Below are 24,000 nucleotides of genomic sequence, written 5' to 3' on the forward strand. Positions count from 1 at the left end.
ATGGGCGGCACCGATGTCGTCTTCCGGGTCCTGCTCCGGATGGAGATCCGTCCGGGTCTGGAGCGGGAGTTCGAGGAGACCTGGTACAAAGTCGGCCACGAGATCACCGACCAGCCGGCGAACCTGGGCCAGTGGCTGTGCCGCAGCACCGACGAGCAGTCGGTCTACTACGTCATCAGCGACTGGGTGGACGAGCCGCGGTTCCGGGAGTTCGAGCACAGCCCCGGACACGTCGAGCACCGGACGAAACTGCACCCGTACCGGACCGCCGGCACGATGGCGACCATGACGGTCGTTCACCAGATGACCGGAGCCGGCGCACCCGTCGTCTCGTCATGACCGCTCGCCTCCGAGTACTGATCTTCGCCGCCGCCCCCGGCGACGACCCCGATGCGGTGGTGCGGGCGTACCACCGCATCAGCCGGGATCTGCGCGGCACGCCGGGGCTGATCAGCAACGAGCTGCTCCGGGCCACCACGGACGAGGCGCGGTTCATCGTGATGAGCGAGTGGGAGAGCGTCGAGGCCTTCGAGGTCTGGGAGCGGGGCTCCGCGCACAAGGGCACCACCGCGCCGCTGCGGCAGTACCAGGACAGCAGCCGCGGCGCGCCGTTCGGACTGTACGAGGTCGCCGCGGCCTACTGACCGCGGCGACCGACCTCCGGCGGGGTTGCCGGTCACCAGGTGACCGGCAGCTCCGCCGGACGGCTGAACGCGACCCCCGCGCTCCAGTGCAGCTCGGACTCGGAACCGGCGAGCGCCAGTTTCGGCATCCGGTCGAGCAGCCCGCCGAGCGCGATCTCCAGTTCCATCCGGCCCAGCTGCGCACCGAGGCAGTGGTGGATGCCGTACCCGAAGGCCACGTGCAGGTTCGGCTTGCGGGACACGTCGAGCACGTCGGGCTCCGCGAAGGCCTCCGGGTCCCGGTTGGCCGCGTTGATGCTCGGCAGGATCGCCTCGCCGGCCCGGACCAGGACCCCGCCGACCTCGACGTCCGCCAGGGCGATGCGCAGGGCGCCGAGGCCGCCACCGGCCTGGGAGAGCCGCAGCAGCTCCTCCACCGCCGACGGCACCAGGGAGCGGTCGGCCCGCAGCCGTTCCCACTGCGCCGGCGCCCGTAGCAACATCAGCACCGAGTGCGCGATGCCACTGGTCGTCGCGTGGTAGCCGGCGCCCAGCAACGTGTAGCCGAAGGCCAGCAGTTCCTCCTGACTCAGCCCGTCCCCCTCCTCGCGGGCGCCGATCAGCACCATGAGCAGGTCTTCGGTGGGATTGCGCCGCTTCTGCTCGATCAGCTCGGTGAGGTAGTCGTTGAGATGGTTGCGGGCGGCCAGCACCTCGTCGCGGCGGTTGGCGTCGAAGCTCAGCATGATGTCGGTCCAGGCCCGGAACTGGGCGACGTCGGCATAGGGCACGCCGAGCATCTCGCAGATGACCGTGATGGGCAGCGGCTGGGCCAGGCCGGTCATCAGGTCGGCCGGCTGCGGTCCGCCGGCCATCGCGTCCAGCAGGTCGTCGGTGAGCTGCTGCACCCGGGGTCGCAGCGCGGCGATCCGGCGGGTGCTGAACGCCCGGGAGACCAGCCGTCGCAGCCGGGTGTGCTCGGGCGGATCCATCACGAAGATGGACTTCGACCCCTGGGCGATCGGCAACAGGCGCGGTGCGCCCGGCGCGGTGATCGCCTCCCGGCTGAACCGCGCGTCGCTCAGGACCGCGCGTACCTCGGCATGCCGGGTGACCAGCCAGGCGGGATCACCGGTGGGGAGTGTGACGCGGGTCAGCGGACCCTCGGCCCGCAGCCGGGCGTACTCCGCCGGCGGCTGCAGCGGATCGCCGCTGCGAAACGGAAAGGAAAGCACCTCGGCGGTGGTCATGACGGGCAGCCTCCAGATGGGACGTCGGTTGATGAGGCCAACCTGGCAGAAGCACCTCGAGCCCCGGTCAAGCGTGGCGGCGCCGGATCCACCGACTCTCCAGACCTTTGCGAGGCCCGGCAAGCAGGCTTCCGAGTGCCGCTTCCGGCCGGTACGGCACGCCGTGCCGGCCGCTCGTCAGGGAGGACCACATTGGAACTCGAATTCAAGGGCCGGCGGGTGCTGGTCACCGGCGCCACCGGAGGGGTGGGACGGGCCACCGTACTGGCCTTCGCCGGGGCGGGCGCCGACGTCGTCGCCGCCTACCACCGGAACAAGGCCGCTGCCGACGACCTGGTGAGCGCGGCGGCCGGCCTGCCCGGCCGGGTCGAGCCGGTGCAGGCCGACATCACCGACGAGGAGGCGGTACAACGGCTGGCCGACGCGTGCGGCCGGCTGCTGGGCGGTCTCGACGTCCTCGTGAACAACGCCGGCGTCGACGGCAGCTCGGCGATCGCCGAGTTGGACCGCGACGAGTGGCGCCGGGTCGTCGACCTCAACCTCACCGGGTCCTTCCTGGTCACCCGCGCGGTGTTCGGCCTACTCGCCGAGGGCGCGGCCGTGGTCAACGTGGGCGCGTCGGTGGCGTTGCGCGGCCGGCCCGAGAGCGCCCACTACACCGCTTCCAAGTCGGCGTTGATCGGCCTGACCCGCACGTTGGCCAAGGAGGCCGGACGACGGGGGATCCGGGTCAACCTGATCGACCCGGGGGTCATCGACACCGGGGACGGCCCGCCGCCGCCGGTGCGCGAGCGCCTCAAGGCGATGACCGCCCTCGGCCGGCTCGCCGAGCCGGCCGACGTCACCGGCGCGGTGCTCTTCCTCGCCAGCGACCTGTCCCGATTCGTCACCGGAGCCACCCTCACCGTAGATGGAGGAATGTGATGCCGTACGCCGCGATCACCTACCGGGTCAAGCCCGGTCACGAGGATGAGATCGCCGACATCTTCGCCAACTTCCGGCGGGTGAGCACACCCACCCTGCGCGGCGCGGACGGCGAGGAGTCCGGGCGTCTGCTCGGCACCGCCGTGTTCATCCAGGACGAGATCATGGTCCGAGTCATCCACTACGAGGGTGAGCTCGCCGATGTCTCCCGGCACATGGGCGGGCAGCAGGGCGTCCACTCGCTCGAGGCCAAGCTCGCGCCGTACCTGGCCGAGAAGCGCGACACCACGACCGCGGAGGGCTTCGACCGCTACTTCAGCAACGCCACCATGCGATGCATCTCGCAGTTGTCCGTCGACACGCACCCGGCCCGGAGCTGACCGCGGTGCCCGGCACACCGCAGCGGGTGGCCGTGATCGGCCTCGGCGGGATGGGTGGCGGCATGGCCCATGCCGTGCTCGCCGCCGGCTTCCCGCTGACCGTGCACAACCGGACCGGAGCCAAGGCGGTGCCGCTCGCCGAGGCCGGAGCCACCGTGGCGGCCTCCGTCCGCGAGGCGGTCACCGACGCCGACGTGGTGCTGCTCAGCCTCAGCGACGAGGCCGCGGTGGAGACGGTCCTCTTCGACGAGGTCGTCCCGGCACTCGGCGCGGGCGCGACAGTGGTCGACACCTCCACCGTCTCGCCCGCCTTCTCCCGCCGGACCGAGAACCGGCTCCGGGAAGCGGGCCTGCGGCGGGTCGAGGCCTGCGTGGTCGGCAACCCCGACATGGCCCGCGGGGGACGGCTACGGGTCCTGGTGGCCGGCGACCCGGCCGACGCCGCCGCCGTCCGGCCGGTCCTCGACGCCATCGGCACCGAGGTGCGGCACCTCGGCGCCACCGGCAACGCCGCCGTGCTCAAGCTGACCCTCAACGTCCTGCTGGGCGTGCAGGTCAGCGGCCTGGCCGAGGTCGTGCAGTACGCCGAGGCGGCCGGCCTGGATCGCGACGACGTACTGGCCGCGGTGGCCGGCAGCGGGTTCAGCTCGCCCGTCCTGGCCTTCCGGGCCGATCTCATGCGCCGGCGCCAGTACTCCCCACCGGCGTTCCGCAGCAGTCTCATGCTCAAGGACCTGCGCCTGGCGGTGGAGCACGCCGCACAGGCCGGCGTCACCATGCCGGTCGCCGGTCGCTCCGCCGAGCGCTTCGCGGACGTCGTCGCGGCCGGCCATGGCGACGACGACGCCGCAGTCATCGTCGAGACCCCATCCCGCAGCGCCGACCCGGCGAGCCCGAATTCCGGAGGTACCAGCGTCATGACCGTTCCGACCATCACCGATGCGGCCACGCCGGCCGAACTGATCGAACTCGGCACCGCGTTCTGCCGGGCCAAGGTCGTCCTCACCGCCCTGGAGCTGCGACTGTTCGCGAAGCTGCAGGACGGGCCGCGCAGCGAGGAGGATCTGCGGACCGAACTGGGCCTGCACCGGCGGGGCGCCCGGCACTTCTTCGACAGCCTCGTGGTGCTGGGGCTGCTGCGCCGGGCGGACGGCGGGTACGCCAACACCGCCTCGGCCGCCCGCTGGCTGGTGCACGGCACGCCGAGCTACGTCGGTGGCTTCCTGGAGCGGGCCGACCACATGCTGTACCCGGCCTGGGGCCGGCTGACCGAGGGCCTCAAGACCGGCGAGCCGCAGGCCGAGGCCGACTACATGGAGATGATCGAGAACCCGGACCGGCTGCGCCGGTTCGTCGGCATGATGGACGCGCTCAACGGGCTGCTCGCCCCCGAGCTGGCGGACGCGTTCGACTTCTCCGGCACCGGCACCCTGATGGACGTCGGCGGCGCCCGGGGCAACCTGGTGTCCGGCGTGGTCAAGGCGCACCCCCGGCTGCGGGGCCGGGTGTTCGACCTGCCGCAGATGCAGCCGCTGTTCATCGAGCACGTCGGCAAGCTCGGGCTCAGCGACCGGGTCGAGTTCGTGCCCGGGAACTTCTTCACCGACGACCTGCCCGCGGCCGACACGATCAACATTGGGCACGTCCTGCACGACTGGTCGCCCGAGGAGCGGCAGATGCTGATCAGCAAGGCGTACGCCGCGCTGCCCAGCGGCGGGACGCTGCTGGTCTACGACCGCATGGTGGACGAGGAGCCGACCGACCCGGTGAACCTGATCATCAGCCTGGACATGCTGCTCACCACCAAGGGTGGTGCGGAGTACACCGCGGCCGAGTGTCAGGAGTGGATGACCACTGCCGGTTTCGTGGAGACCTCGGTGTCCGCGCTCGGCGAGTACGACACCCTCGTCGTCGGCCACAAGCGCTGACCTGGCGCCGGCATGCACGTCGGGGTCGGGATTCCCGCGTCCGTACCGGGGGTGGCGGGGCGGCAGTTGCTGGACTGGGCAGTACGCGCGGAACAGCACCGCTTCTCCACCCTCGCCGTACTGGACCGGCTCGTGTACGGCAACTACGAGTCCCTGGTCACCCTGGGCGCGGTCGCCGCCGTGACCACGGAGATCAAGCTGGGCGCGACGATCCTCATCGCGCCCTACCGGGCCAACGCCGCGCTGTTGGCAAAGCAGATCGCGACCGTCGACGGCATCTCCGGCGGGCGGCTGACGGTCGGCGTGTCGGCGGGCGGCCGAGAGGACGACTTCGCGGCCTCCGCGGTGCCGTACGCGGGCCGGGGAGCCGCGCTGGACCGGACGCTGGCCGACTGGGAGAAGATCTGGTCCGGCGAGCTGCGCGGCTTCGCCGAGCCGATCGGCCCGCGCCCGCTCGTCCGGCCGCCCCTGCTGGTCGGCGGGCACACGGACGCGGCGATGCGCCGGGCCGCCCGGCACGGCACCGGCTGGATCGCCGGGGGCAGCTCCGCCTCGGCGTACCGGCAACTGGTGGAGCGACTGCTGACGGTCTGGCAGGCGCACGGACGCGACGGCCGGCCTCGGCTGGCGGCGCTGGGCTACTTCGCGCTGGGACCGGACGCCGAGCAGGCGGCCCGGGACTACCTGGGACGGTATTACGCCTTCCTGGGGCCGACGGCCGCGGAGCGGATCGCGGGCAAGGCGCTGACCGGCGCCGCGGCCGTCCGCGCCACCGTCGCGGAGTACTCCGCCGCCGGGTGTGACGAGCTGTTGCTGTTCCCCTGCTCGGCCGGGGTCGAGCAACTCGATCTACTGGCTGAGGCGCTGGGCTGACCGCAGGAGCCGGCCGGGACGGGCAGCCACCCGCCACCGGTCGGCTCCTCCAATTTTCAACAAATGGAAATAATTCTCCTGGCGGTTACCGAAACGCCAATAATTAACAGGCCGGTAATATTTCTTAGAATTGGCCTTGATCGATTTAAAGTCCCTATCGCTCGAATATCGCTCGAGGATCGCTATAGCGTATGCAGATGGCGCACTTTTGGTCGAAGACTCCAAACCTCGCCAGACACCCCCTGCCACCTGCGCATTTTATCCCGACATTACCGGCGCTAAACCACTCAGCGTGTCCGCGTGCTTGCAGAAAGCACGCTACCTAATGCATTTCACTACGGTAAGTAATGGGCACCAAGAAAGCATCGGCGCCATTCCTGGCCCTGGCGGCCGGCCAGTCAATCTGCTTAGACTCCTCGCTGACGACCGTCTATCGGTACGGGGGATACATGCTATTCCGAGTCTTGGGGCCTCTCGAGGTCATCGATCGCACCGTCGACCTCACGCCCACCGCGCCGAAGGTGCGCCAGGTTCTGTCCCTGCTGCTCCTGCGCAACAACCAGCCGGTGCACGCCAACGAGCTCATCGACGAGCTCTGGGGTGAGCGGGCACCGCGCAGTGCGCTCTCGACGTTGCAGACCTACATCTACAAGCTGCGCAAGGTGCTGAACAGCGACGGGCGCGACGGCCGGTCCGAGACGTTGCACACCAAGCCGTACGGCTACGTGCTCTCCATCCCACGGGAAAGCCTCGATCTGCACGTCTTCGAACGACTCGTGGCCGAGGCCGCGACCGCCCTGGAAGCCGACAACCCGGAGGTTGCCGCAGAGCGGCTGGAGCGGGCGTTCGGACTGTGGCGCGGCCGGGCGCTGAGCGACATCGTCGCCGGCGAGTCGCTGAGCGCGCACCTGACCCGGCTGGAGGAGAACCGGCTCCGGGCCGTCGAACTCTCCTGCGACACGAAATTGCGTCTGGGTCGCCACAACGAACTCATCAGCGAGCTCAAGACCCTCACCGCGGAGAACCCGCTCCACGAGAGCTTCCACACCCGACTGATGATCACGCTCTACCGCGCAGGACGGCGCACCGAGGCGCTGGAGGTCTACAGCCGGCTGCGCCAGGTGCTCTGCGACGACCTCGGCCTGGACCCCTCGCCCATGGTGGGACGGACCTATCAGGCCCTGCTCTCCGCCGACCCGTCACTTGACGAGGACGCCCCGGTGGCCGCCGCCGGGGCCAGCGCCGCCATCCGGGCCCTGGGCAGCCCGGCGCAGTTGCCGGCGGACGTCGGCGACTTCGTCGGCCGCGAGGACCTGCTCGAGCAGGCTGAGCAGTGGCTGGCCGACGCACCGCACCAGACCGCGATGCCCGTCCTGGTGGTCACCGGGATGGCGGGGATCGGCAAGACGGCCTTCGCCACCCGGCTGGCGCACCGGCTCGCCAACGCGTACCCGGACGGACACCTCTACCACCAACTGCGCGGGCCGGACGGCACCCCGATCGACAGTGCCACCGTGCTGACCAAGCTCCTGCGCACGGCGGGCGTGCCGGCGTCGGAGCTGCCGGACGAACTGGAGGACCTGCAGAAGATCTTCCGGACGTGGAGCAGCGGGCGATCGATGTTGCTGCTGCTGGACGACGCGGTCTCGGCCCGGCAGGTGGCCCCGCTGCTCCCCGGGTACGCCCGGTGCGCGGTAATCGTGACCAGCACGGAACGGCTGCACTCGCTGGCCGGCGCGTGCACCGTCGACCTGCCGCCGCTGGATGCCCGCGCGGGCGCGCAACTGCTGTCGAGCATCATCGGGGAGCAGCGGTTCACCGCGCACCGCGAGGAGTCGGCCGCGCTGATCCGGCTCTGCGCCGGGGTGCCCGCCGTGCTACGCAGCGTCGGCGCCTCGATCACCGCCCGGAACTGGTCCACGGCCGCGCGCCTGGGCCAGCTGACCGCCGGCGGTCTCCGGCTCGACCACCTGTCCTTCGGGGACGAGAACCTGCGCCGGCGCATCGAGACGCATTGCCAGGATCTGAGCATGGAGCAGTGGCTGGTGCTCGCCGCGTTCGGCCGGCTCGACAGCGCGACGGTGACGCCCGCCGAGGTGGCGGCCTGCACCGGGATGGACGTCGAGGACGCCGAGTTGTCGATGTTGAGCCTGGTCGACCGCAACCTGGCCACGGTGATCTCCGGCTGCGCACGCCCGCTGTACGCGATGCACGAGTTGCTCCGGTTGTACGCCGGCGAGGTGGCCGACCGTCTCCTGGAGACCCCCGTCGACAATCGGAGGCCACCGGCCAAACCCCAGCTCGCCGCCCGCTGGCAGGACGCCCGGATGGGCCAGCGGGCGCAGCTGACCGCTTAGCGTTTTTTGTGCCCCGCCCCGCAAGGGATCCGTCCGGCCTTGGCTATAGTCGAACTCGGTTATTCGAATTCGGGAGGAGCCGAGTGATGACGGACGCATCGTGCGGGCGTTGAACAGCTCGCTGACCATGGCTGTGCTGGCACTGCTCCGGGAGGGCGACCGTCACCCGTACGAGATGCAGCATCTCCTGCGGGAACGCAACATCGAGGCGGTCGTCAAGCTCCGCGGCGGCTCGCTGTACGACGCCATCGACCGGCTGGTCCGGGCCGGGCTCGCCACCGTGGCCGGCCGGGTCCGCACCGGGTCCCGGCCGGAGCGGACCATCTACACGATCACCCCGGCGGGCGTGGAGACGCTCACCACCATCGTCCGCGAGCACCTCGCGACGGTCGCCCAGGAGTACCCGGCCTTCGCGGCCGGGCTGGCACACCTGCTCAACCTGGATCGGGACGAGGCGGTGGGACTCCTGCACGAACGGCGCAGCACGCTGACGCGGTTGTTCGAGGAGACCGACGCCGCTCTCCAGGAGGCGCGGAAGACCGGAGTGCCGCGCCTGGTGCTGCTGGAAACGGAGTACAGCCAGCTTCTCCGGCAGGCCGAGATCACCTGGCTCCGGGAAGTGACCGGAGCCATCGAGACGGGCGACATGCCCTGGATCGCCATCCCACCACCGCATCAGGAGGCTTGATGTCCTTCCCGCCGAAGTCTCTCAAGATCGCCAACAAGGTCATCATCTGGCTGCAACGCCGGGGCCTGCCGATCGGGACGATGCACCTGCTCACCGTCCGCGGTCGCAAGTCCGGTGAACCCCGCACCACGCCGGTCTCGCCGCTGACCGTCGACGGAAGCCGCTACATCATCGGTGGCTATGCCAAGGGCGACTGGGTCAAGAACGCCCGAGCCTCCGGCGAGGCGGTGCTGTCCCGCGGCAAGACGAAGCAACACGTACGGCTGGTCGAGATCCCCGAGTCCGACCGCGAGCCGGTCCTGCGGGCCTTCCCCAAGGAGGTGCCGCACGGCGTGCAGATGTTCGTCAAGACCGGCGTGGTCCGCGACTCCACACCGGACGGTTTTGCGGCGGCCGCCCCGCACGTGGCGGTGTTCCGCATCGAGAGCCACTGACCCGCACGCTCTCGGTCCCCCCGACCGGCCGGCGCCCTCGGTCCCCCCGGCGGCGCCGGCCTCCGGCGTGCCCGGAACACCTTCTGGGTAACGGATTCAGGTCTTCCCCTACCCCCTTCGGGGTAAGCCCCGATGTTTCCCCCGCTCCCCCGCGCGTACCTGGTCGAGCGTCCTTGCGGCCCGGCAGGCTGGACGCAATCCCGTAGTCGGTCGCCGGAGGCGGTCTCGTGCGTAAGTGGTTCTTCCGTGGTCTGACAGCAGTGCTGGTGCTGTGCGTTCTCGGCGCCGGCGTGGTCGCCTGGGTGCTCACCCGGCCCCCGATCGACACGGTCGGCCGGGTGGCGTTCGATCGCGCCCTCGCCGTCCCGCCGCTTGCTCGCTCCGAAGTGGACGCGGCCGGCCGGCGAGTGTTCGAGCTGCGGGCCCAGAGCGGCCGGAGCGACCTCGGCCACGGCGGGCAGACCGCCACATGGGGTTACAACGGCACGCACCTAGGACCGACACTTCGGGCCCGGCGTGGGGAACAGGTACGCGTGAACATCACCAACGGCCTCGGCGAGGACACCACGGTGCACTGGCACGGCATGCATCTGCCGGCCCGGATGGACGGTGGCCCGCACCAGCCGATCCGCCCCGGCTCGACCTTCAGTCCGGAGTGGAGGATCGACCAGCCCGCCTCGACCCTCTGGTACCACCCGCATCCGCACGAGCGGACCGAGAAGCAGGTCTACCGCGGCCTGGCCGGCCTCTTCCTGGTCGACGATCCCGCCACCGACGTCGCCGCGCTCCCCCACGAGTACGGCGTCGACGACGTCCCGGTCGTGGTGCAGGACAAGGCCTTCACCGACGACGGGCAGCTCGCCGAGGCGAGCCCGCTGGGCAGTGACATCGGCATCCTCGGCGACTCCCTGCTGGTCAACGGAACGCCGAAGCCCTACCTGCCGGTCACTACCGATCTGGTCCGGCTCCGCGTCCTCAACGCGTCGACGGCTCGCAGCTACAACTTCGCCTTCTCCGACGGGCGCCCGTTCACGCTGATCGGCACCGACGGCGGCCTGCTGGACCGGCCCCACCAGGTCGATCGGCTGCCGCTCTCGCCGGCCGAACGGGCGGAGGTGCTGGTCGCCATGCGCCCCGGCGAGCAGGTGGTCCTGCGCAGCGTCCCGCCGGCTCCCGAGGGCGACTTCGGGGTCCGCCGCTTCCAGGGTGGCCGCGACAAGTTCGATGTCCTGCAGCTGCGCGCGGCCGCATCGCTGAAGCCCGGCCCGGCGGTGCCGGCGAAACTCGTCGACACGCCCCGGCTGGACCCGGCCGAGGCGGCGCAGACCAGAACCATGACGTTCACCGGCCGGCAGATCAACGACCGCCTGATGGAGCACGGGCGCAACGACGCCGTGGTCACCAAGGGCACCACCGAGGTCTGGACGGTACGCAACGGGCATGGCACCCCGCACAGCTTCCACATCCACGACGTGCAGTTCCAGGTCCTCAGCCGCACCGACGGCGGCCCGCTGCCACCCCACCTGAGCGGCTGGAAGGACACCATCCGGCTACCACCGCAACAGGGCTACACGGTGATCATGCGATTCGCCGACTACGCCGATCCGGAGACGCCCTACATGTTCCACTGCCACCTCCTGCGCCATGAGGACCAGGGCATGATGGGCCAGTTCATCGTGGTGGAGCCGGGCGACGGGCCGAAGTCCCGGGCGCCGGCCGACCGGACGGGAGCCGGCGGGAGCCACCATCAGGACCACCCCGGCTGAAGCCCGGCACGGAGATCCTGATTGAGGAACGATCGTTCTTGACTGGTCGTTCCTAAATCAGTAACGTGCTCGGCATGGGACGCCCCAGAGGTTTCGACGAACAGGCCGTGACGGCTGCGGCCGCGCAGTTGTTCGCCGGCCGGGTCTACGACGGGGTGTCCGTGGACGATCTCGTTCAGCACCTGGGGGTGCACCGCAACAGTCTCTACAAGGTCTTCGGCAGCAAACGAGGGCTCTACATCGCCGCGCTCCGCTGGCACCTCGAACATCGCCTTCCCCGGCTGGCCGAGCAACTCGCGGCCGGCGTGGCGGCCACCGACGACTCCGTGCTCGATCTGCTGCTGCTGGCCGGAGTCGAGCGCGCCCCGGTCGACACCGATGTGGCGGCCCTGGTGACCACCGCCTGGCAGACCTTGGGACAGGCCCTGCACCGGGCCGCCCGGGTGAACGGCACCAGCCCGACCGCGTTGAGCACGCTGCTGGGCGAACGGCTGCTCGCCCGCGCCGCCGGACCGACCGGCGACCCTTCGTAACCGGTCACCCGATGACCGGCCCCGGCCGGGTGCGACTCGCACCCGTACCCCACCCTGCCCGCGGCCGAGTCCGCAGGCCGCAGAAAGGCTAGTCGAATGGCCCAGATCAGCATCGCCGGTGACGACCTCGTCGTGGAGATCGAAGGATGGGAGAAACTGTGGTCGCTCAAGAGCCGCCTGGTGATCCCGCTGGTGAACGTCCGCGGCGCCACCGTCGACCCGGGCATCGCCGCCGAACCCAAAGGCTTGCGGGCCCCCGGCACCAGCCTGCCCGGCGTGATCACCGCGGGCACCTTCCACCAGGAAGGTGAACGTGTTTTCTGGAACATCCGCGACGGCGCCCGAGCCGTTGTCATCGAGCTCGCCGACGAACGTTACGCCCGCCTCGTCGTGGAGGTCGCCGACCCGGCCGCCACGGTCGCCCTGATCGAGCGGGAGATCAAGCGATGACCTCGCCGGCGAGCAGGCCGCGGGGCACCGGCCGGCGGATCGCCCGGCACATCACGATCCTGACCGTCGTGACCGGAACTGTCATTGCCGCGGCCCCCTCCGCCAGTGCCGCTCGGTGGGTGCCGGCCGCGGACCACGAGATCAGCTTCGTCGTGGACGGCACTCGCACCTTCGGCACGTTGCACGTACCCGCCCATCGTCCGCGGCAGCGGATGCCCGCCGCGTTGTTGCTGCCCGGCAGCGGTCCCACCGACCGCAACGGGGACCAGCCACCGACGCTGACCCCGCACACTCTGGCCGAGCTCGCCGATGCGCTGGGGCACGACGGAGTCGTCAGCATGCGCTTCGACAAGTACGGCACGGGCCGCACCGGTCTCGGTGCCTTCGCCGGAAAGCCCGAGACGATCGACTACCCCGCCTTCGTCCGCCAGGCCGACACCGCTTACCGGCTGCTAGCCGGCCGGCCTGAGGTCGACCGGCGAAAGGTGAACCTGATCGGGCACAGTGAAGGCGCCTTGACGGCACTGCAGGTCGCGGTCTCGGCTCAGCCTCGGGCAGCCGGAGTCGGGCTGTTGCAACCTCTGGCGCAACGACTCCTCGACGTTCTGGCCCGGCAGTTGCATGAGCAACTTGCCGCCGCCGTCACCGCGGGCCAGCTGAGCGAGCAGGAGCGGCCGAGCATCGATCTCGCCATCACCCGCGCCGTCGCCGACCTCCGGGCCGGTCAGCCGATCGATACCGACGACATGCCCATCGCACTCGCCGATCTGTTCCGGAGCCTCGGCGGCTCCAACCGGCGCTATGTGGAAACCATCGATGCCCTCGACCCGGCCACCGTCGCCGGTCGTCTGCCGGCCCGGACGCGGGCGCTACTCACCTGCGGCACCAACGACCCCCAGGTCCCGTGCCCGACGACCGACGCACTGGCGGCAGCGCTGCGGCAGGTGCCGACCACCGGCCCCGGCCGGGTCGTGTTGGCCGGCGTGGCGCACGACCTGAGCGACCCCGCCGACCCGGCAGCACTCGCCCCCGCCCTGCACGCCGCACTGCGCCGGCTCACTCTGCACGCCGGCCGCGGGAGACGGGGCCCGGACGAGTGACGCGGTGGCGGGCTGACCGGATCGGACCGGCGACCGGCACCGGCGTGGGTCGTTGTGTCATTTCGAAAACCTGGTCACCGCCGCCGTCAACGACATGACGTAGTTTCTTGCTGCTCATTCCCGAGGCGGTTCGCCGGAAGCGGACAGCGCATTGACCGACATCATGTATAAGAATTGTTAACTCATTATAAAAAATAACGCGTGACAATACGTAAAACTACTTAACGCATTGCTATGCCAGGATCGAGTTGATAACATATAGTGATCAATAAATAACCACACGTAACGGCCGCCGGGCGTACGTTGAACTGGGCGGGAGAAAATCGGGAGGAATCATTCCGGCGTTGCGGTTTTCTGTCCTCGGTATGCTCGAGATCGCCCGCGACGGTGTGTTGTGCACCCCCACCGCGCCGATGCAGCGGATACTACTGGGCCTGCTTTTGATGCATCGCAATGAATATTATTCCACCAAATCGATAATCAATGATCTTTGGTCGTACCGTCCGCCGAAATCCGCGCCCGCGGCGTTGCAGTCATATGTGTCCGCGATACGGCGGACCCTGCTGCCGCGGACGCCGGGACGGGCGGTCGACGCTCAGCGACATCCCGTTCTCGTCACCCGCTCGGCGGGTTACATCCTGAACGTCGGCCCGGGCGAGATCGACATCGACGACTTCGACGAGTCCGTCCAGCAGGCGCGCGGGCACCATGCCGCCGGCCGCTGCGAGGCCGCCCGGGATTCGTATCAGGATGCCCTGGCGTGGTGGCGCGGGCCGGCGCTGGCCGACCTGCGCGGGCACAGCGGCCTGCTCAACTCCGCCGACCGGCTGGACTCCGACCGCCTGGCGGTCCTGCAGGAACGGCTCTGGCTCGATCTCCGGCACGGCCGCGGCCCGCAGGTGCTCGGCGAGTTGGAGGAGCTGTGCGCCAGCCATCCGCTGAACGAGAAGTTGCAGCACCAGCTCATGGTCGGTCTCGCGATGACCGGGCGGCGGGCGGACGCGCTCAAGGTCTACGCCCGCACCTACCGGGCGATGGCCGACGAAGCCGGACTGGAACCCGGCCACCTGCTGCGCTCGGCACAGCAGGCGATGCTCGGGAGCGACTCGGCGGCCGACTTCGAGCGCTGGCTCGACGCGGTGCCGGCCGGGCCGGAGTGTGGCTGCCCGAACCACCTCGCGGCCGACCGGTGACGCGTCAATCGGTGAGCGCGCCGGAGCGACTGTCACCGAACACCGTCTCCCACGAGCCGAGCCGCCGGCGGTAATAGATCAGCGGGTCGTCGCGTACCGGGCCGGTGTCATCGTCCGTCTCCAGGGCCACGACGCCACCGATCATGACGGCGTGATCGCCGTCCGGCACGACCCGCCGGGTCCGGCAGGTGAGGAACTGCGGCACTCCGTCCAGCCGCGGGACCGGGCCGTGCCAGCGCCAGGCCACCGCGGCGAACTTGTCGTCCACCCGCCCGGCGAAGATGTCCGCGAGCTCGCGGTGCCCCCGGTCGAGCAGGTGCACGCCGAAGGCGGCGCAGCCGGTCAGCGCCGGATAGGACCGGGCGCTGCGGCCGACCGCGAACAACACCGAGGGCGGGTCGACGCTGTAGGAGCACAGCGTCGACACCAACAGTCCGCAGGCTTTCCCGTCCGGGGTACGAGTGGTGATCACCGCGACGCTCGCCGCGTGCCCGGCCATCGCCTCGGTGAAGGCGGTGACCCCGAGAGGCGGCCAGTCGGAGATGTCCACGGGTTCAGCTGACCGCGGCGTCGTCGAACGCGGTCGAGGCGGCCCGCCGGCACTCGTCGAGCCGCGCCCGCGCGTCCTCGTCGCCGGTCGCGTCGAGAACCGCCGCGAAGTCGCGCCCCGCCTCCTCGTAGCGGCCGGCCTCCTGCAGGGCGACGCCCCGGTTGAAGCGGATCTCCGGGTTGTCGAGCAGGCTCACCGACCGGTCCAGATCGGCGACGGCCCGGTCCAGATCGCCGTTGTCGAAGGCCAGCATGCCGCGGGTGGCCCAGGCCGAGGCCAGGCCGGGATCGTGCTCCACCGCGGCGGTGAGGCTGGCCCACGCGGCGTCCGTGTCGCCGCGTCCGGCCAGCAACCGGCCTCGCAGACCATGCAGGTGGGCGCCGTCCGGCCGCACCGCGAGCCCGGCGGTGACGTCGGCCCAGGCACCGTCGTCGTCGCCGAGCTCATGACGCATGGCGGCGCGGTTCAGCCAGGCATCGGCGTTGTCCGGGTCGAGCTCGATCACCCGGCTGAAGTCCTCGACCGCCCCCGCGAGATCGCCCAGCTCGGCGCGGGCGTCACCGCGGTTGTAGAACACCTCCGGGTACGGCGGTGACAGCGCCAGGGCCCGCCCGTAATCCTCCACCGCCTCGGCCCGCCGGCCCAGCCGGTGCAGCACGTTGCCGCGGTTGAAGTAGTGGTCGTGGAAGTTCGGATCCACCTCGATCACCGTGTCCAGGTCGGCCAGCGCCTCGGTCAGCCGGCCGGTCATGATGAAGACCTGAGCCCGGTTGTAGCGCAGCCCGGTGCGGTGCAGCAGCTGCTCCCCCGGCGCCAGCTCCCGATCGAGGGTGGCCATGCCGCTGTTCAGCAGCTCCAGCGCGCGATCCGGGCGCCCTTCACGGGTTTCCACAAGCGCGAGCCCGTTGCGGTTGAACACGGTGTAGAAGGCTCGTTCCTTCGGGTCGGGCAGCAGCGTGGAGATGGCGATCGCCACGTGCAGCCACTCCCGCGCCTTCCGCGGGTCGCGCCGGCTGTCGTCGAAGTGCCGGGCATAGAGCATCGCCGTCGCGTACGCCCCGTGCATGTGCATCTCCGAGTCGGTCGAGACCATGCGGAGCTCCGCGTAGATCAGCTCCACCTCCTCGGCCCGGCCCAGCGCGGACAACGACGTCGTGGCGTCGCCGGTGAAGTGCCACCACAGCTTGTCGTCCGGTCCGCCGGGCACCAGGCGCCGCCCGCGCAGGCCGAAATCGACCGCGGAGTGGTAGAGCCCGAGGTTCTTGCTGTTCAGCTGGGCCACACGCAGGGCGGCCGTACCCGCGCCGGCCGGGTCGCTGCCGTGCTCGGCGTGGAACGGGATGGCCCCGAACTCGAGCGAGCGCTCACCGAGCTCCCGCAACACCTCGATCCGCCGGTCGTGCCGGGCCGCGCGTTCCGGTTGCGCCAATTTCTCGTACGCCTCGAGGGCGCGCGGGTCGTCGGTCGTGCCGTCACTGTCCACAAAGGCGTCGGCAAGGTCGCCGGTCACCGGCGGAAGAGCCGTGCCGCCGGCGGCATCGTGGGCCGTGGTGTGGGCCCGCAACGCGGCGGGCAGGGAGACACTCACCGGGCCGGGCGGGTCGGCGAGCGGAGCGGGACCGCTGCCCACCACCACTGTCAGCAGGTCCGCGGGCACCCGGCGGACGAGCACCGCGAGGAATTCCAGGTCGGTCGGGTCAGCCTCGCTCACGTCCTCCACCACCAGCACCCGTGGTTCGGCCGGTAGCCCCCGCAGGTAGGCGAGCAGGAAGTCGACCAGCCCGTGCGAGACCCGCAGACTGTGCAGCCGGGCCTGATACCGGGTGCGGGCCCCGGATGCCGCGGTCAGCTCCAGCGCCACCTTGATCGGCGGGACCTGGCCGGCGAGCTCCGGGGTGGAGGTGAGCAGGGCGATGTGATGGTCGGGGCCAAGCTCGGGGTCGCGCCGCAGGGCGTCCGCGGCCACGAGACGGATCAGCGTCCCGGCCGCCGTGTACGGCCCGCGCAGCCGGCGATGGGCGCTGACCGTGGCGAGCGGCGCGGGCAGCCCGAGCCGGCCCAGTTCCGCCGTACGGTCGGCACGGCTGCCGCCGCGGATCCAGTGGTGAGAGGTCATGACCGGCGCTCCCTCTAGGCGATGACGTGATTGAAGGTGGCGGCTGCCCGTTCCCGGCGCTCCCGGATCCCGAGCCACACCGTGAACGCGAATTGGGGCACGTTCAGGGCCAGGAACAGCGCCGAGTCGACGGTCTGGGCCGTCGTCGCGCCACCGACGAACCGGTCGACGATGCCGGCGAAGACGTGATAGCTGGCCGGGATGGCGGCGAACAGCAGGGTGGCCCCGCTGAACGAGTACCCGGCGACGATGAGCCACGAATACCAGCGGGCCGCTTGCCGGTCGACCGGGTGCCACTGCGACGGGTCGGCCACCGGCGCTCGCCCGAACCCCCGGCGGACCCGGTCCGTCACCATCTGCTTGGCCGTGCCGTGCAGGTCGGAGCACCCGAGCACGGTGGTGATCAGAATGTAGATGTCGGTCCGCAGGTAGAAGAAGAACTGCCACACGATGCGCAGCACGGTGGCGAAGGTGAACGCCTGGCAGACCATTCCGAGCCGGGAGAAGGAACCGTCCGGCAACCGCGACAGATCCGCACCGATGACGAGGACGGCGACGACAAGCACATCGGCGACCAGGCCGGCCAGGATCGGCAGGTAGCGCTTGCGCCGGGGCACGGCAACCAGCCCGTCCAGCGAGGTCTCCAGCACGATGAAGTAGAACCGTCGGCCGATCCGCAGGCGCGACCGCAGCCCCAGACGCCGCCCGGCCAGCGCGTGGAACGACTCGTGCAGCAGGGCCAGCGGCATCGCGCCGACGAACAGGCCCACCACGACGATCGTGTAGTACTCGGTGAAGAACAGGTCATGGTAGGTCGGCACCAGATCCGTCGACCGGACCATCAGAATGCCGGCCCACCCGAGCAGAGCACCGTAGAGCACCCACGCGACCGGCGAGAACAGCGCCCGCCCGAGGCCCTGCCAGCGCACCGGCCCGGTGGCCTCCGCCGGCTCGCCGCCCGTGCGCAGGAAACCGAGCTCCTCCAGCGCACCGACGATATGGGCCGCGTCGATCTCCTCGTCGTAGACCGAGGAATACCAGAGCGCGGCCTGGCGCGGGGTCTCACCATTCTGCAGACGCTGGACAAACGCGGCGCCATCAGCCGGGAAAACGGCATAGGAATCGATTTCCGTACGCCCGATCGTGATCTCCCCGTCTTCTTCCAGATAAGTCAAGGAGTGCAGCCTGACAACCTGATCCGGGTCGTAGGGCCGCTCGACGTCGGTCATGTACGGCACCCTTCCGTCGGTGGCACGGGTGCGGGCGCCGAAGACGCCCGCACCCGCCGCACGTCTTAGACCTGGCCGGGGTAGTGGCTGCAGGCCGAAGCGGTCAGACGAACCGGGCCGGTCTTGCGGATGGTGACCTTCTTCATGCCGGTCCGCTTGGTCTGGCTCTTTTCCATGGGAGACCTCTTTCGCTAGTGGTGCGGTGTTCCTCCATTTTGCTGGCCCGCTCCCATAGACCAGCCAAAATGGCGCTCAAGAACCGCCGCAAGGGGCCGCCGACCAGCAATTCCAGCGCGTGAGCGACGGCAAGCGGCGCCGCCGGTATCCGGGGTCGAGGAGGATCGGCGCATGCGATACCAGAGGTCCGTGCCGTGCGCAGTCGACTCCGGCGCGGCCTCGTGCACGCGGAAGGACCGGTCAGGTTCGGCCCGCCGGAACAGTCCGGGAAAGCGGTCGCGCTGGTCGTAGCGGCGTTGCGCGAGCTCGTGCAGGTGGGTCACGAAGACGACGGTGACCCCGGCGGCGGTCACGGCGTCGACGAGGTGGCCGGCGATGTCCGAGCCTTCCTCGGCGACGCGGTCGGCGAGGGCGTGCGCCGGCCGGGCCCCGGCACCGGAGGCCCTCAGCAGAGCCGGTTTCATGCTTGGGCCCCGATCCGGGCGCGGCGCTGGTCATGGGTGAGTCCGTACTTGGTGGCCAGGGCGAGGGCGTGGGCTCGGCCGTCGGCGCGACCGCGGGTGACGGGGATTGTCGCGAATCGGCCAGCAGCTTCCGGGTTACCACCGGACTCGTGACCTAGCGGTGCCCGGACTTCGCCTTCGTCCAGGTCGAATACTCGTCGTAGATCCGCACCAGGTCGGCCGGGCGGGACCGGAGGGTGAAGAACTCGCCCAGCAGCTCGAACAGCTTGGCCACCACCACCGGGTCACGGTCGGCGGAATCGACCGCTGCACGGCCGGCGGCCGGCCCCTCCGGGCGGGCCAGGTGGATCACCAGGGCCCGCCACGTCAGGTTGTCACCGTCGCCCAGACGGGTCACCAGCCACTCCCGGAAACCGGTGAGCAGTCCGCCGTCGTTGCCCGCGTTCAAGCCCTCGAGGTAGGCGCAGAACTGTCCGTAGGAACCGTCCAGACCGGACAACTGGGGCCGCCGGTGAACGGCCTCGAACTGGCGGAGATAGTCCATCGCGCCAACCTACCGGGGCTCGGGGCGGCCATCCTCACTCGGCGATGCGGGTCGCGCCCATCGCGGCATAGCGCGCGGGCCGGCGCGACCGGGCCCAGAGCCCGATCGCCAGGGCGGCCACGATCACGACCAGATGCAGCCAGGGCAGCGAGTTGATCAGCGTCGACGTCGTTCCGGTGATCGCCTCGTAGTTGGACAGGGCGAGCACGGTGGCGGCGCCGACGCCCAGGGTGGCGAGCGCGGGCGCCACCGTGTAACCCCAGCCGTACTGCCGCCGCCGCAGGAAGAAGATCAGCACCGCCAGCGAGGTGGCGGTGATCAGACCCAGGATGCCGACCGCGCCCACCCCGGTCAGCGACGTCGACAGGTTGGTCAGCGGGTCGAGTCCGGCAACCGCGAAGCCGACCATGATTCCGGTCATCACGGCGAAGCTGGTGTAACCGGCCACCGTGGGTGATCGGTGCCGCGGGTGGGTGCGCGCCAGCACCCGGGGCATGAAGCCGTCCCGGGACAGCGCGTACAGGTACCGGGAAGCGGCGTTGTGGAAGGCGAGGACGCCGGCGAAGCTGCTGGTGACGATCAGCACCTGCAGCAGGTCGGTCCAGGCGTGGCCGACGAACGTGTCGCTGAGCCCGAACGCGAAGTTTCCCGGGTCGGCGAGCGCCGCCGCCGGCGCCCCCTCGCCCCCGCCGCCGGCGATGAGGGCCCAGGTGGTGAGGACGAAGAAGAGTCCGACGAGGAGCACCGCCCCGTAGGTCGCCCGTGGCACCGTGCGGTCGGGGTCGCGGGCCTCCTCGGCGTAGATGGCCGTCCCCTCGAATCCCTGGAAGCAGGAGAAGCCGTAGATCAGGCCCACCCCGACCGAGCCGGCCAGCACGTGCGACGGCGCGAACGACTGCAGAGTGAACGCTCCGGCACCCTTCTGGAAGAGGATGCCGACGTCGAGCACCAGCACGGCCAGCGCCTCGGCGAGGAGGGCGGCGCCGAGCACGCCGGCCGCCACCGTGATGCGGAGGTAGCCGAGCAGTCCGACGATCACCATCGCCACCGCGCAGCACAACCACCAAGGCACGTCGATGCCGAAGAAGCGATCGATGGTGACGTTGGCGAAGTAGCCGAGCGCGCCGAGGGTGGCGGTGCCGACGCACAGGTACGCGGTGAGGGCGACGTACGCGGCCGGCAGCCCGGCGAGCCCGCCGAGGCCCCTGGTGATGAAGGCGTAGAAGGCGCCGGCGTTGCGGACGTACGGAACCATCCGGGTGAACCCGACGGCGAACAGCAGCAGGATGAGCGCCACGACGACGAAGATGCCCGGCGTGCCGACGCCGACCCCGAGCGCGATGGACAACGGGATGAGGGCGACGGCCCCGGCGGCCGGAGCCACCGCCGCCATCACCATGAAGACGAGATGGGCGGCGCCGAGCGTGCCCCCGGCCAAGCTGTCCGCGACCGGCCGGCCGACCGGCGTCGGCTCGAGGGTCAGCGCGGGTTCGGGTGCCGGGCTATCGGTGGTTGCCATGAGAATCTCCGAACTTCTCGAATGTCCGGGGAGCCTGACAGAGCCCACTGGGCGCCCAGGTCACGCCGGTTCGCTCACCGGTCCGGAATCAACCAGGTCGAGGGCGATGTCGACGATCAGGTCCTCCTGCCCGCCGACGAGGCCGCGGCGGCCCACTTCGATCAGCAGCGACCGGACGTCCACGCCGTACCGTTGCGCGGCGGTCTCGGCGTGGCGCAGGAACGAGCCGTAGACACCGGCGTACCCGAGGGTGAGGGTTTCCCGGTCGACCCGGACCGGGCGGTCCTGCAGCGGGCGCACCAGGTCGTCGGCGGCGTCCTGCAGAGCGAACAGGTCGCAGTCGTGGTCCCAGCCCCGCAGGTTCGCGACCGCGATGAACGGCTCGATCGGGCAGTTGCCGGCGCCGGCGCCCTGCCCGGCCAGTGACGCGTCGACCCGGGTGACCCCCTCCTGGACGGCGATCATCGAGTTGGCCACGGACAGCGACAGGTTCTCGTGGGCGTGGATGCCGATCTCGGTGGCCGGGTCGAGAACGTCGCGGTACGCCCGGATCCGGTCGCGCACGTCGTCCATCAGCAGCCGGCCGCCGGAGTCGGTGACGTAGACGCAGTGCGCGCCGTAGGACTCCATCAGTCTCGCCTGCTCGGCCAGCACCCCGGGCGGAGCCAGGTGGCTCATCATCAGGAAGCCGGAGACGTCCATGCCGAGCTCGCGGGCGGTGGCGATGTGCTGGGCGGCCACGTCGGCCTCGGTGCAGTGGGTGGCCACCCGCACCGAGCGCACGCCCAGGGCAAAGGCCTGCCGCAGGTCGGCGATGGTGCCGATCCCCGGCAGCAGCAGTGTGGTCAGCCGCGCCCGGGAGATGTTCGCGGCCGCGACCTCGAGCCACTGCCAGTCGGTGTGCGACCCGGGCCCGTAGTTGAGGCTGCCGCCGGCCAGCCCGTCTCCGTGCGAGACCTCGATGCCGTCCACGCCGGCCGCGTCGAGCGCACCGACGATCTTCGCGACGGAGTCGAGCTCCATCCGATGGCGTACGGCGTGCATCCCGTCCCGCAGCGTGACGTCCTGGATGAAGAGCCGGGTCATGATGCCATCCTTTCGGCGGCGGCGATCGCGGCCGAGGTCATGATGTCGAGGTTCCCGGCGTAGGCCGGGAGATAGTGGGCCGCCCCTTCGACTTCCAGGAACACCGACACCTGATGGGTGACCGCGGCGTCTCCGGAGAGGGTGTGCACCGGCTGATCAGGCGGGACCGGGGTGATCTGCACGCGCTGCTTGAGACGATATCCAGGGACATATCCGGCCACCGCGCGGACCATCTCCTCGACCGACTCGACGATCGCGTCCAGGACCCCCGCGGACGTCGCCGCAACCAGGCACAGCACGGTGTCCCGCATGATCAGCGGCGGCTCCGCCGGATTCAGGATGATCAGCGCCTTGCCGCGGCCGGCCCCGCCGACCTGCTCGATCGCCCGCGCGGTCGTCTCGGTGAACTCGTCGATGTTGGCCCGGGTGCCCGGTCCGGCCGACTTCGAGGCGATCGAGGCGACGATCTCGGCGTACGGCACCGGGACGACCCGGGACACGGCGGCGACGACCGGGATGGTGGCCTGCCCGCCGCACGTGACCATGTTGATGTTGCGGACGGTTCCGGCTCCCAGATGCTGGTCGAGGTTGACGGCAGGCACCACGTACGGCCCGATCGCGGCCGGGGTCAGATCGATCATCCGCTTGCCGTACGGCGCCAGGGCGGCGTCGTTCGCGACGTGGGCCCGCGCCGAGGTGGCGTCGAAGACCAGGTCGATGGCGGCGAAGTCGGCCATCGCGAGCAGCCCGCCGACCCCGTCGGCGGTGGTGGCGACGCCCAGCCGCCGGGCCCGGGCCAGCCCGTCCGAGGCCGGGTCGATGCCGACCATGGCGGCCATCTCCAGCTTCCCGCTCCCCCGCAAGACCTTGATCATCAGGTCGGTCCCGATGTTCCCCGAGCCGATCACCGCTACCCTCATCCGAGATCTCCTCCGAAGACGACATCGACCGATCCCAGCGACGAGATCTCCGCACGCACCCGTGAACCCGGCCCGACCGGGACCATCCGGCCGAGCGCCCCGGACAGCACGATCTCGCCCGCGCGCAGGGGATCTCCCAGGTCACGGGCGGTCCGCGCCAGCCAGGCGAGGGCCGCCAGCGGATCGCCGAGACAGTCCCGCCCGGTCCCGGCCGAGGCGGGCGCGCCGTCGACGGTCATCCGCATCACCACATCGGCCGGCTCGAACGCCGACAGCGGCACCGGCCGCCCGGACAGCACGAACAGCCCGCTGGAGGCGTTGTCGGCGACGGTGTCCGCGATGCTGATGTCCCAGTCGGCGATCCGGCTGTCCACGATCTCGATGGCCGCCTCGGCGTGCGCGACCGCCGCGCGCACCGTCGCGGGCGAGAGGTCACCACCCAGATCGGCCCCGAGCCGGAACGCCACCTCCGCCTCGACCTTCGGCTGCAGCAGGCCGCCCACCGGGACGACCGCGAGCGCCGACACGTCCATGGTGTCGAACAGGACCCCGAAGTCGGGTTGGTCGACGCCGAGCTGCTGCTGCACGACCGGCGCGGTCAGGCCGATCTTGCGGCCGGCGATCCGCTCCCCGGCGGCGGTCCGCCGGTCCACGCCGAGACGCTGCACGCGATAGGCGAGCGCCACGTCCTGGGCGTCGATCAGGTCACGCACCGGCGCACACGGCTTGCCGGCGCGCCGGGCGTCGGCCAACCGCGACGCGGCGGCCTCTGCTGTTGAATTCATGGGACTCCCCTGGCTCCGAAACCCGATCGTGCCCGCGCCCGGCGGTGCCGCCCCAGCCGGGTGGTCCGGTCACCGGACCATCCCGGCGGCACCGCCCGCACCGCCCTGCCA

General features: G+C 70.5%; 24 protein-coding genes. 14 read left to right on the top strand and 10 right to left on the bottom strand.

Annotated features, from left to right (window positions below):
• Positions 1-339, top strand: a complete 339-nt coding sequence (locus tag Afe05nite_RS27725) for an antibiotic biosynthesis monooxygenase family protein (protein ID WP_203820162.1) — start codon at positions 1-3, stop codon at positions 337-339.
• Positions 336-644 carry an antibiotic biosynthesis monooxygenase family protein gene (locus Afe05nite_RS27730; RefSeq protein ID WP_203820163.1) on the top strand — a complete coding sequence of 103 codons (309 nt, stop codon included), beginning with the start codon at positions 336-338 and terminating at the stop codon, positions 642-644. The genes Afe05nite_RS27725 and Afe05nite_RS27730 overlap by 4 nt, the downstream gene beginning before the upstream one ends.
• 32 nt (positions 645-676) lie before the next feature.
• Here Afe05nite_RS27730 and Afe05nite_RS27735 read toward each other — a convergent pair whose 3' ends face one another.
• A complete protein-coding gene (locus Afe05nite_RS27735; protein ID WP_203820164.1) occupies positions 677-1,873 on the bottom strand; it encodes a cytochrome P450 in 1,197 nt (398 codons plus the stop codon).
• 192 nt (positions 1,874-2,065) lie between these two features.
• Here Afe05nite_RS27735 and Afe05nite_RS27740 point away from each other — a divergent pair, with 192 nt between their 5' ends.
• The 12 genes from Afe05nite_RS27740 to Afe05nite_RS27800 all read left to right on the top strand — a co-directional run bounded on the left by Afe05nite_RS27740 (position 2,066) and on the right by Afe05nite_RS27800 (position 14,499).
• Complete coding sequence (locus Afe05nite_RS27740) at positions 2,066-2,797, top strand: SDR family NAD(P)-dependent oxidoreductase (RefSeq protein ID WP_203820165.1); 732 nt, start codon at positions 2,066-2,068, stop codon at positions 2,795-2,797.
• A complete protein-coding gene (locus tag Afe05nite_RS27745; RefSeq protein WP_203820166.1) occupies positions 2,797-3,177 on the top strand; it encodes a SchA/CurD-like domain-containing protein in 381 nt (126 codons plus the stop codon). Before Afe05nite_RS27740 ends, Afe05nite_RS27745 begins: the two co-directional genes overlap by 1 nt.
• A gap of 5 nt (positions 3,178-3,182) precedes the next feature.
• A complete protein-coding gene (locus Afe05nite_RS44060; RefSeq protein WP_239118236.1) occupies positions 3,183-5,105 on the top strand; it encodes an NAD(P)-binding domain-containing protein in 1,923 nt (640 codons plus the stop codon).
• Positions 5,106-5,117: 12 nt separating this feature from the next.
• Entirely contained in the window at positions 5,118-5,978 is an 861-nt protein-coding gene (locus tag Afe05nite_RS27760; RefSeq protein WP_203820167.1) for an LLM class flavin-dependent oxidoreductase, read from the top strand.
• A gap of 464 nt (positions 5,979-6,442) precedes the next feature.
• Positions 6,443-8,335 (top strand): AfsR/SARP family transcriptional regulator, encoded by a 1,893-nt coding sequence (locus tag Afe05nite_RS27765; RefSeq protein ID WP_203820168.1) that lies wholly within the window; start codon positions 6,443-6,445, stop codon positions 8,333-8,335.
• 100 nt (positions 8,336-8,435) lie between these two features.
• Positions 8,436-9,023, top strand: coding sequence for a PadR family transcriptional regulator (locus tag Afe05nite_RS27770; protein ID WP_203820169.1), 588 nt, complete (start codon positions 8,436-8,438; stop codon positions 9,021-9,023).
• Positions 9,023-9,457, top strand: a complete 435-nt coding sequence (locus Afe05nite_RS27775) for a nitroreductase family deazaflavin-dependent oxidoreductase (RefSeq protein WP_203820170.1) — start codon at positions 9,023-9,025, stop codon at positions 9,455-9,457. Before Afe05nite_RS27770 ends, Afe05nite_RS27775 begins: the two co-directional genes overlap by 1 nt.
• 227 nt (positions 9,458-9,684) lie before the next feature.
• The gene (locus tag Afe05nite_RS27780) at positions 9,685-11,223 is read left to right on the top strand and encodes a multicopper oxidase family protein (RefSeq protein ID WP_203820171.1); all 1,539 of its coding nucleotides are present in this window, start codon (positions 9,685-9,687) and stop codon (positions 11,221-11,223) included.
• A gap of 74 nt (positions 11,224-11,297) precedes the next feature.
• Entirely contained in the window at positions 11,298-11,756 is a 459-nt protein-coding gene (locus Afe05nite_RS27785) for a TetR/AcrR family transcriptional regulator (protein ID WP_203820172.1), read from the top strand.
• Between the two features lie 96 nt (positions 11,757-11,852).
• Complete coding sequence (locus Afe05nite_RS27790) at positions 11,853-12,206, top strand: hypothetical protein (protein ID WP_203820173.1); 354 nt, start codon at positions 11,853-11,855, stop codon at positions 12,204-12,206.
• Positions 12,203-13,306: an alpha/beta fold hydrolase gene (locus Afe05nite_RS27795; RefSeq protein ID WP_203820174.1), complete on the top strand. Its 1,104-nt coding sequence runs from the start codon at positions 12,203-12,205 to the stop codon at positions 13,304-13,306. The genes Afe05nite_RS27790 and Afe05nite_RS27795 overlap by 4 nt, the downstream gene beginning before the upstream one ends.
• A gap of 365 nt (positions 13,307-13,671) precedes the next feature.
• Positions 13,672-14,499, top strand: a complete 828-nt coding sequence (locus tag Afe05nite_RS27800) for an AfsR/SARP family transcriptional regulator (protein ID WP_203820175.1) — start codon at positions 13,672-13,674, stop codon at positions 14,497-14,499.
• Between the two features lie 4 nt (positions 14,500-14,503).
• On the opposite strand, the gene Afe05nite_RS27805 is transcribed toward Afe05nite_RS27800, so the two are convergent.
• The 9 genes from Afe05nite_RS27805 to Afe05nite_RS27845 all read right to left on the bottom strand — a co-directional run bounded on the left by Afe05nite_RS27805 (position 14,504) and on the right by Afe05nite_RS27845 (position 23,889).
• Positions 14,504-15,049, bottom strand: a complete 546-nt coding sequence (locus tag Afe05nite_RS27805; RefSeq protein ID WP_203820176.1) for a flavin reductase family protein — start codon at positions 15,047-15,049, stop codon at positions 14,504-14,506.
• A 4-nt stretch (positions 15,050-15,053) separates the two neighbouring features.
• On the bottom strand, positions 15,054-17,165 hold the full coding sequence (locus Afe05nite_RS27810) for a tetratricopeptide repeat protein (RefSeq protein ID WP_203820177.1): 2,112 nt from the start codon (positions 17,163-17,165) through the stop codon (positions 15,054-15,056).
• A 14-nt stretch (positions 17,166-17,179) separates the two neighbouring features.
• Positions 17,180-18,394, bottom strand: a complete 1,215-nt coding sequence (locus Afe05nite_RS27815; RefSeq protein WP_203820178.1) for a hypothetical protein — start codon at positions 18,392-18,394, stop codon at positions 17,180-17,182.
• 191 nt (positions 18,395-18,585) lie between these two features.
• Positions 18,586-19,035, bottom strand: coding sequence for a hypothetical protein (locus tag Afe05nite_RS27820; RefSeq protein WP_203820179.1), 450 nt, complete (start codon positions 19,033-19,035; stop codon positions 18,586-18,588).
• Between the two features lie 154 nt (positions 19,036-19,189).
• Entirely contained in the window at positions 19,190-19,579 is a 390-nt protein-coding gene (locus Afe05nite_RS27825; protein WP_203820180.1) for a hypothetical protein, read from the bottom strand.
• Positions 19,580-19,613: 34 nt separating this feature from the next.
• Complete coding sequence (locus tag Afe05nite_RS27830) at positions 19,614-21,098, bottom strand: APC family permease (protein WP_203820181.1); 1,485 nt, start codon at positions 21,096-21,098, stop codon at positions 19,614-19,616.
• A gap of 60 nt (positions 21,099-21,158) precedes the next feature.
• Positions 21,159-22,184: a 4-hydroxy-2-oxovalerate aldolase gene (gene dmpG, locus Afe05nite_RS27835; protein WP_203820182.1), complete on the bottom strand. Its 1,026-nt coding sequence runs from the start codon at positions 22,182-22,184 to the stop codon at positions 21,159-21,161.
• Entirely contained in the window at positions 22,181-23,104 is a 924-nt protein-coding gene (locus Afe05nite_RS27840; RefSeq protein ID WP_203820183.1) for an acetaldehyde dehydrogenase (acetylating), read from the bottom strand. Before Afe05nite_RS27840 ends, dmpG begins: the two co-directional genes overlap by 4 nt.
• On the bottom strand, positions 23,101-23,889 hold the full coding sequence (locus Afe05nite_RS27845) for a 2-keto-4-pentenoate hydratase (protein ID WP_203820184.1): 789 nt from the start codon (positions 23,887-23,889) through the stop codon (positions 23,101-23,103). Before Afe05nite_RS27845 ends, Afe05nite_RS27840 begins: the two co-directional genes overlap by 4 nt.
• Positions 23,890-24,000 lie beyond the last annotated feature (111 nt).

It is taken from the genome of Paractinoplanes ferrugineus (assembly GCF_016862195.1).
GTDB classification, from domain to species: Bacteria; Actinomycetota; Actinomycetes; order Mycobacteriales; family Micromonosporaceae; genus Actinoplanes; species Actinoplanes ferrugineus.

Excerpts from the sequence above, each read along its gene's own strand:
- Afe05nite_RS27815 (WP_203820178.1), bottom strand. The coding sequence starts at position 18,394 with ATGACCGACGTCGAGCGGCCCTACGACCCGGATCAGGTTGTCAGGCTG.
- Afe05nite_RS27785 (WP_203820172.1), top strand. The coding sequence starts at position 11,298 with ATGGGACGCCCCAGAGGTTTCGACGAACAGGCCGTGACGGCTGCGGCC.
- Afe05nite_RS27800 (WP_203820175.1), top strand. The coding sequence starts at position 13,672 with ATGCTCGAGATCGCCCGCGACGGTGTGTTGTGCACCCCCACCGCGCCG.
- Afe05nite_RS27795 (WP_203820174.1), top strand. The coding sequence starts at position 12,203 with ATGACCTCGCCGGCGAGCAGGCCGCGGGGCACCGGCCGGCGGATCGCC.
- Afe05nite_RS27825 (WP_203820180.1), bottom strand. The coding sequence starts at position 19,579 with ATGGACTATCTCCGCCAGTTCGAGGCCGTTCACCGGCGGCCCCAGTTG.
- Afe05nite_RS27820 (WP_203820179.1), bottom strand. The coding sequence starts at position 19,035 with ATGAAACCGGCTCTGCTGAGGGCCTCCGGTGCCGGGGCCCGGCCGGCG.
- Afe05nite_RS27745 (WP_203820166.1), top strand. The coding sequence starts at position 2,797 with ATGCCGTACGCCGCGATCACCTACCGGGTCAAGCCCGGTCACGAGGAT.
- Afe05nite_RS27760 (WP_203820167.1), top strand. The coding sequence starts at position 5,118 with ATGCACGTCGGGGTCGGGATTCCCGCGTCCGTACCGGGGGTGGCGGGG.
- Afe05nite_RS27845 (WP_203820184.1), bottom strand. The coding sequence starts at position 23,889 with ATGAATTCAACAGCAGAGGCCGCCGCGTCGCGGTTGGCCGACGCCCGG.
- Afe05nite_RS27840 (WP_203820183.1), bottom strand. The coding sequence starts at position 23,104 with ATGAGGGTAGCGGTGATCGGCTCGGGGAACATCGGGACCGACCTGATG.
- Afe05nite_RS27730 (WP_203820163.1), top strand. The coding sequence starts at position 336 with ATGACCGCTCGCCTCCGAGTACTGATCTTCGCCGCCGCCCCCGGCGAC.
- dmpG (WP_203820182.1), bottom strand. The coding sequence starts at position 22,184 with ATGACCCGGCTCTTCATCCAGGACGTCACGCTGCGGGACGGGATGCAC.
- Afe05nite_RS27735 (WP_203820164.1), bottom strand. The coding sequence starts at position 1,873 with ATGACCACCGCCGAGGTGCTTTCCTTTCCGTTTCGCAGCGGCGATCCG.
- Afe05nite_RS27790 (WP_203820173.1), top strand. The coding sequence starts at position 11,853 with ATGGCCCAGATCAGCATCGCCGGTGACGACCTCGTCGTGGAGATCGAA.
- Afe05nite_RS27775 (WP_203820170.1), top strand. The coding sequence starts at position 9,023 with ATGTCCTTCCCGCCGAAGTCTCTCAAGATCGCCAACAAGGTCATCATC.
- Afe05nite_RS27810 (WP_203820177.1), bottom strand. The coding sequence starts at position 17,165 with ATGACCTCTCACCACTGGATCCGCGGCGGCAGCCGTGCCGACCGTACG.
- Afe05nite_RS27830 (WP_203820181.1), bottom strand. The coding sequence starts at position 21,098 with ATGGCAACCACCGATAGCCCGGCACCCGAACCCGCGCTGACCCTCGAG.
- Afe05nite_RS27725 (WP_203820162.1), top strand. The coding sequence starts at position 1 with ATGGGCGGCACCGATGTCGTCTTCCGGGTCCTGCTCCGGATGGAGATC.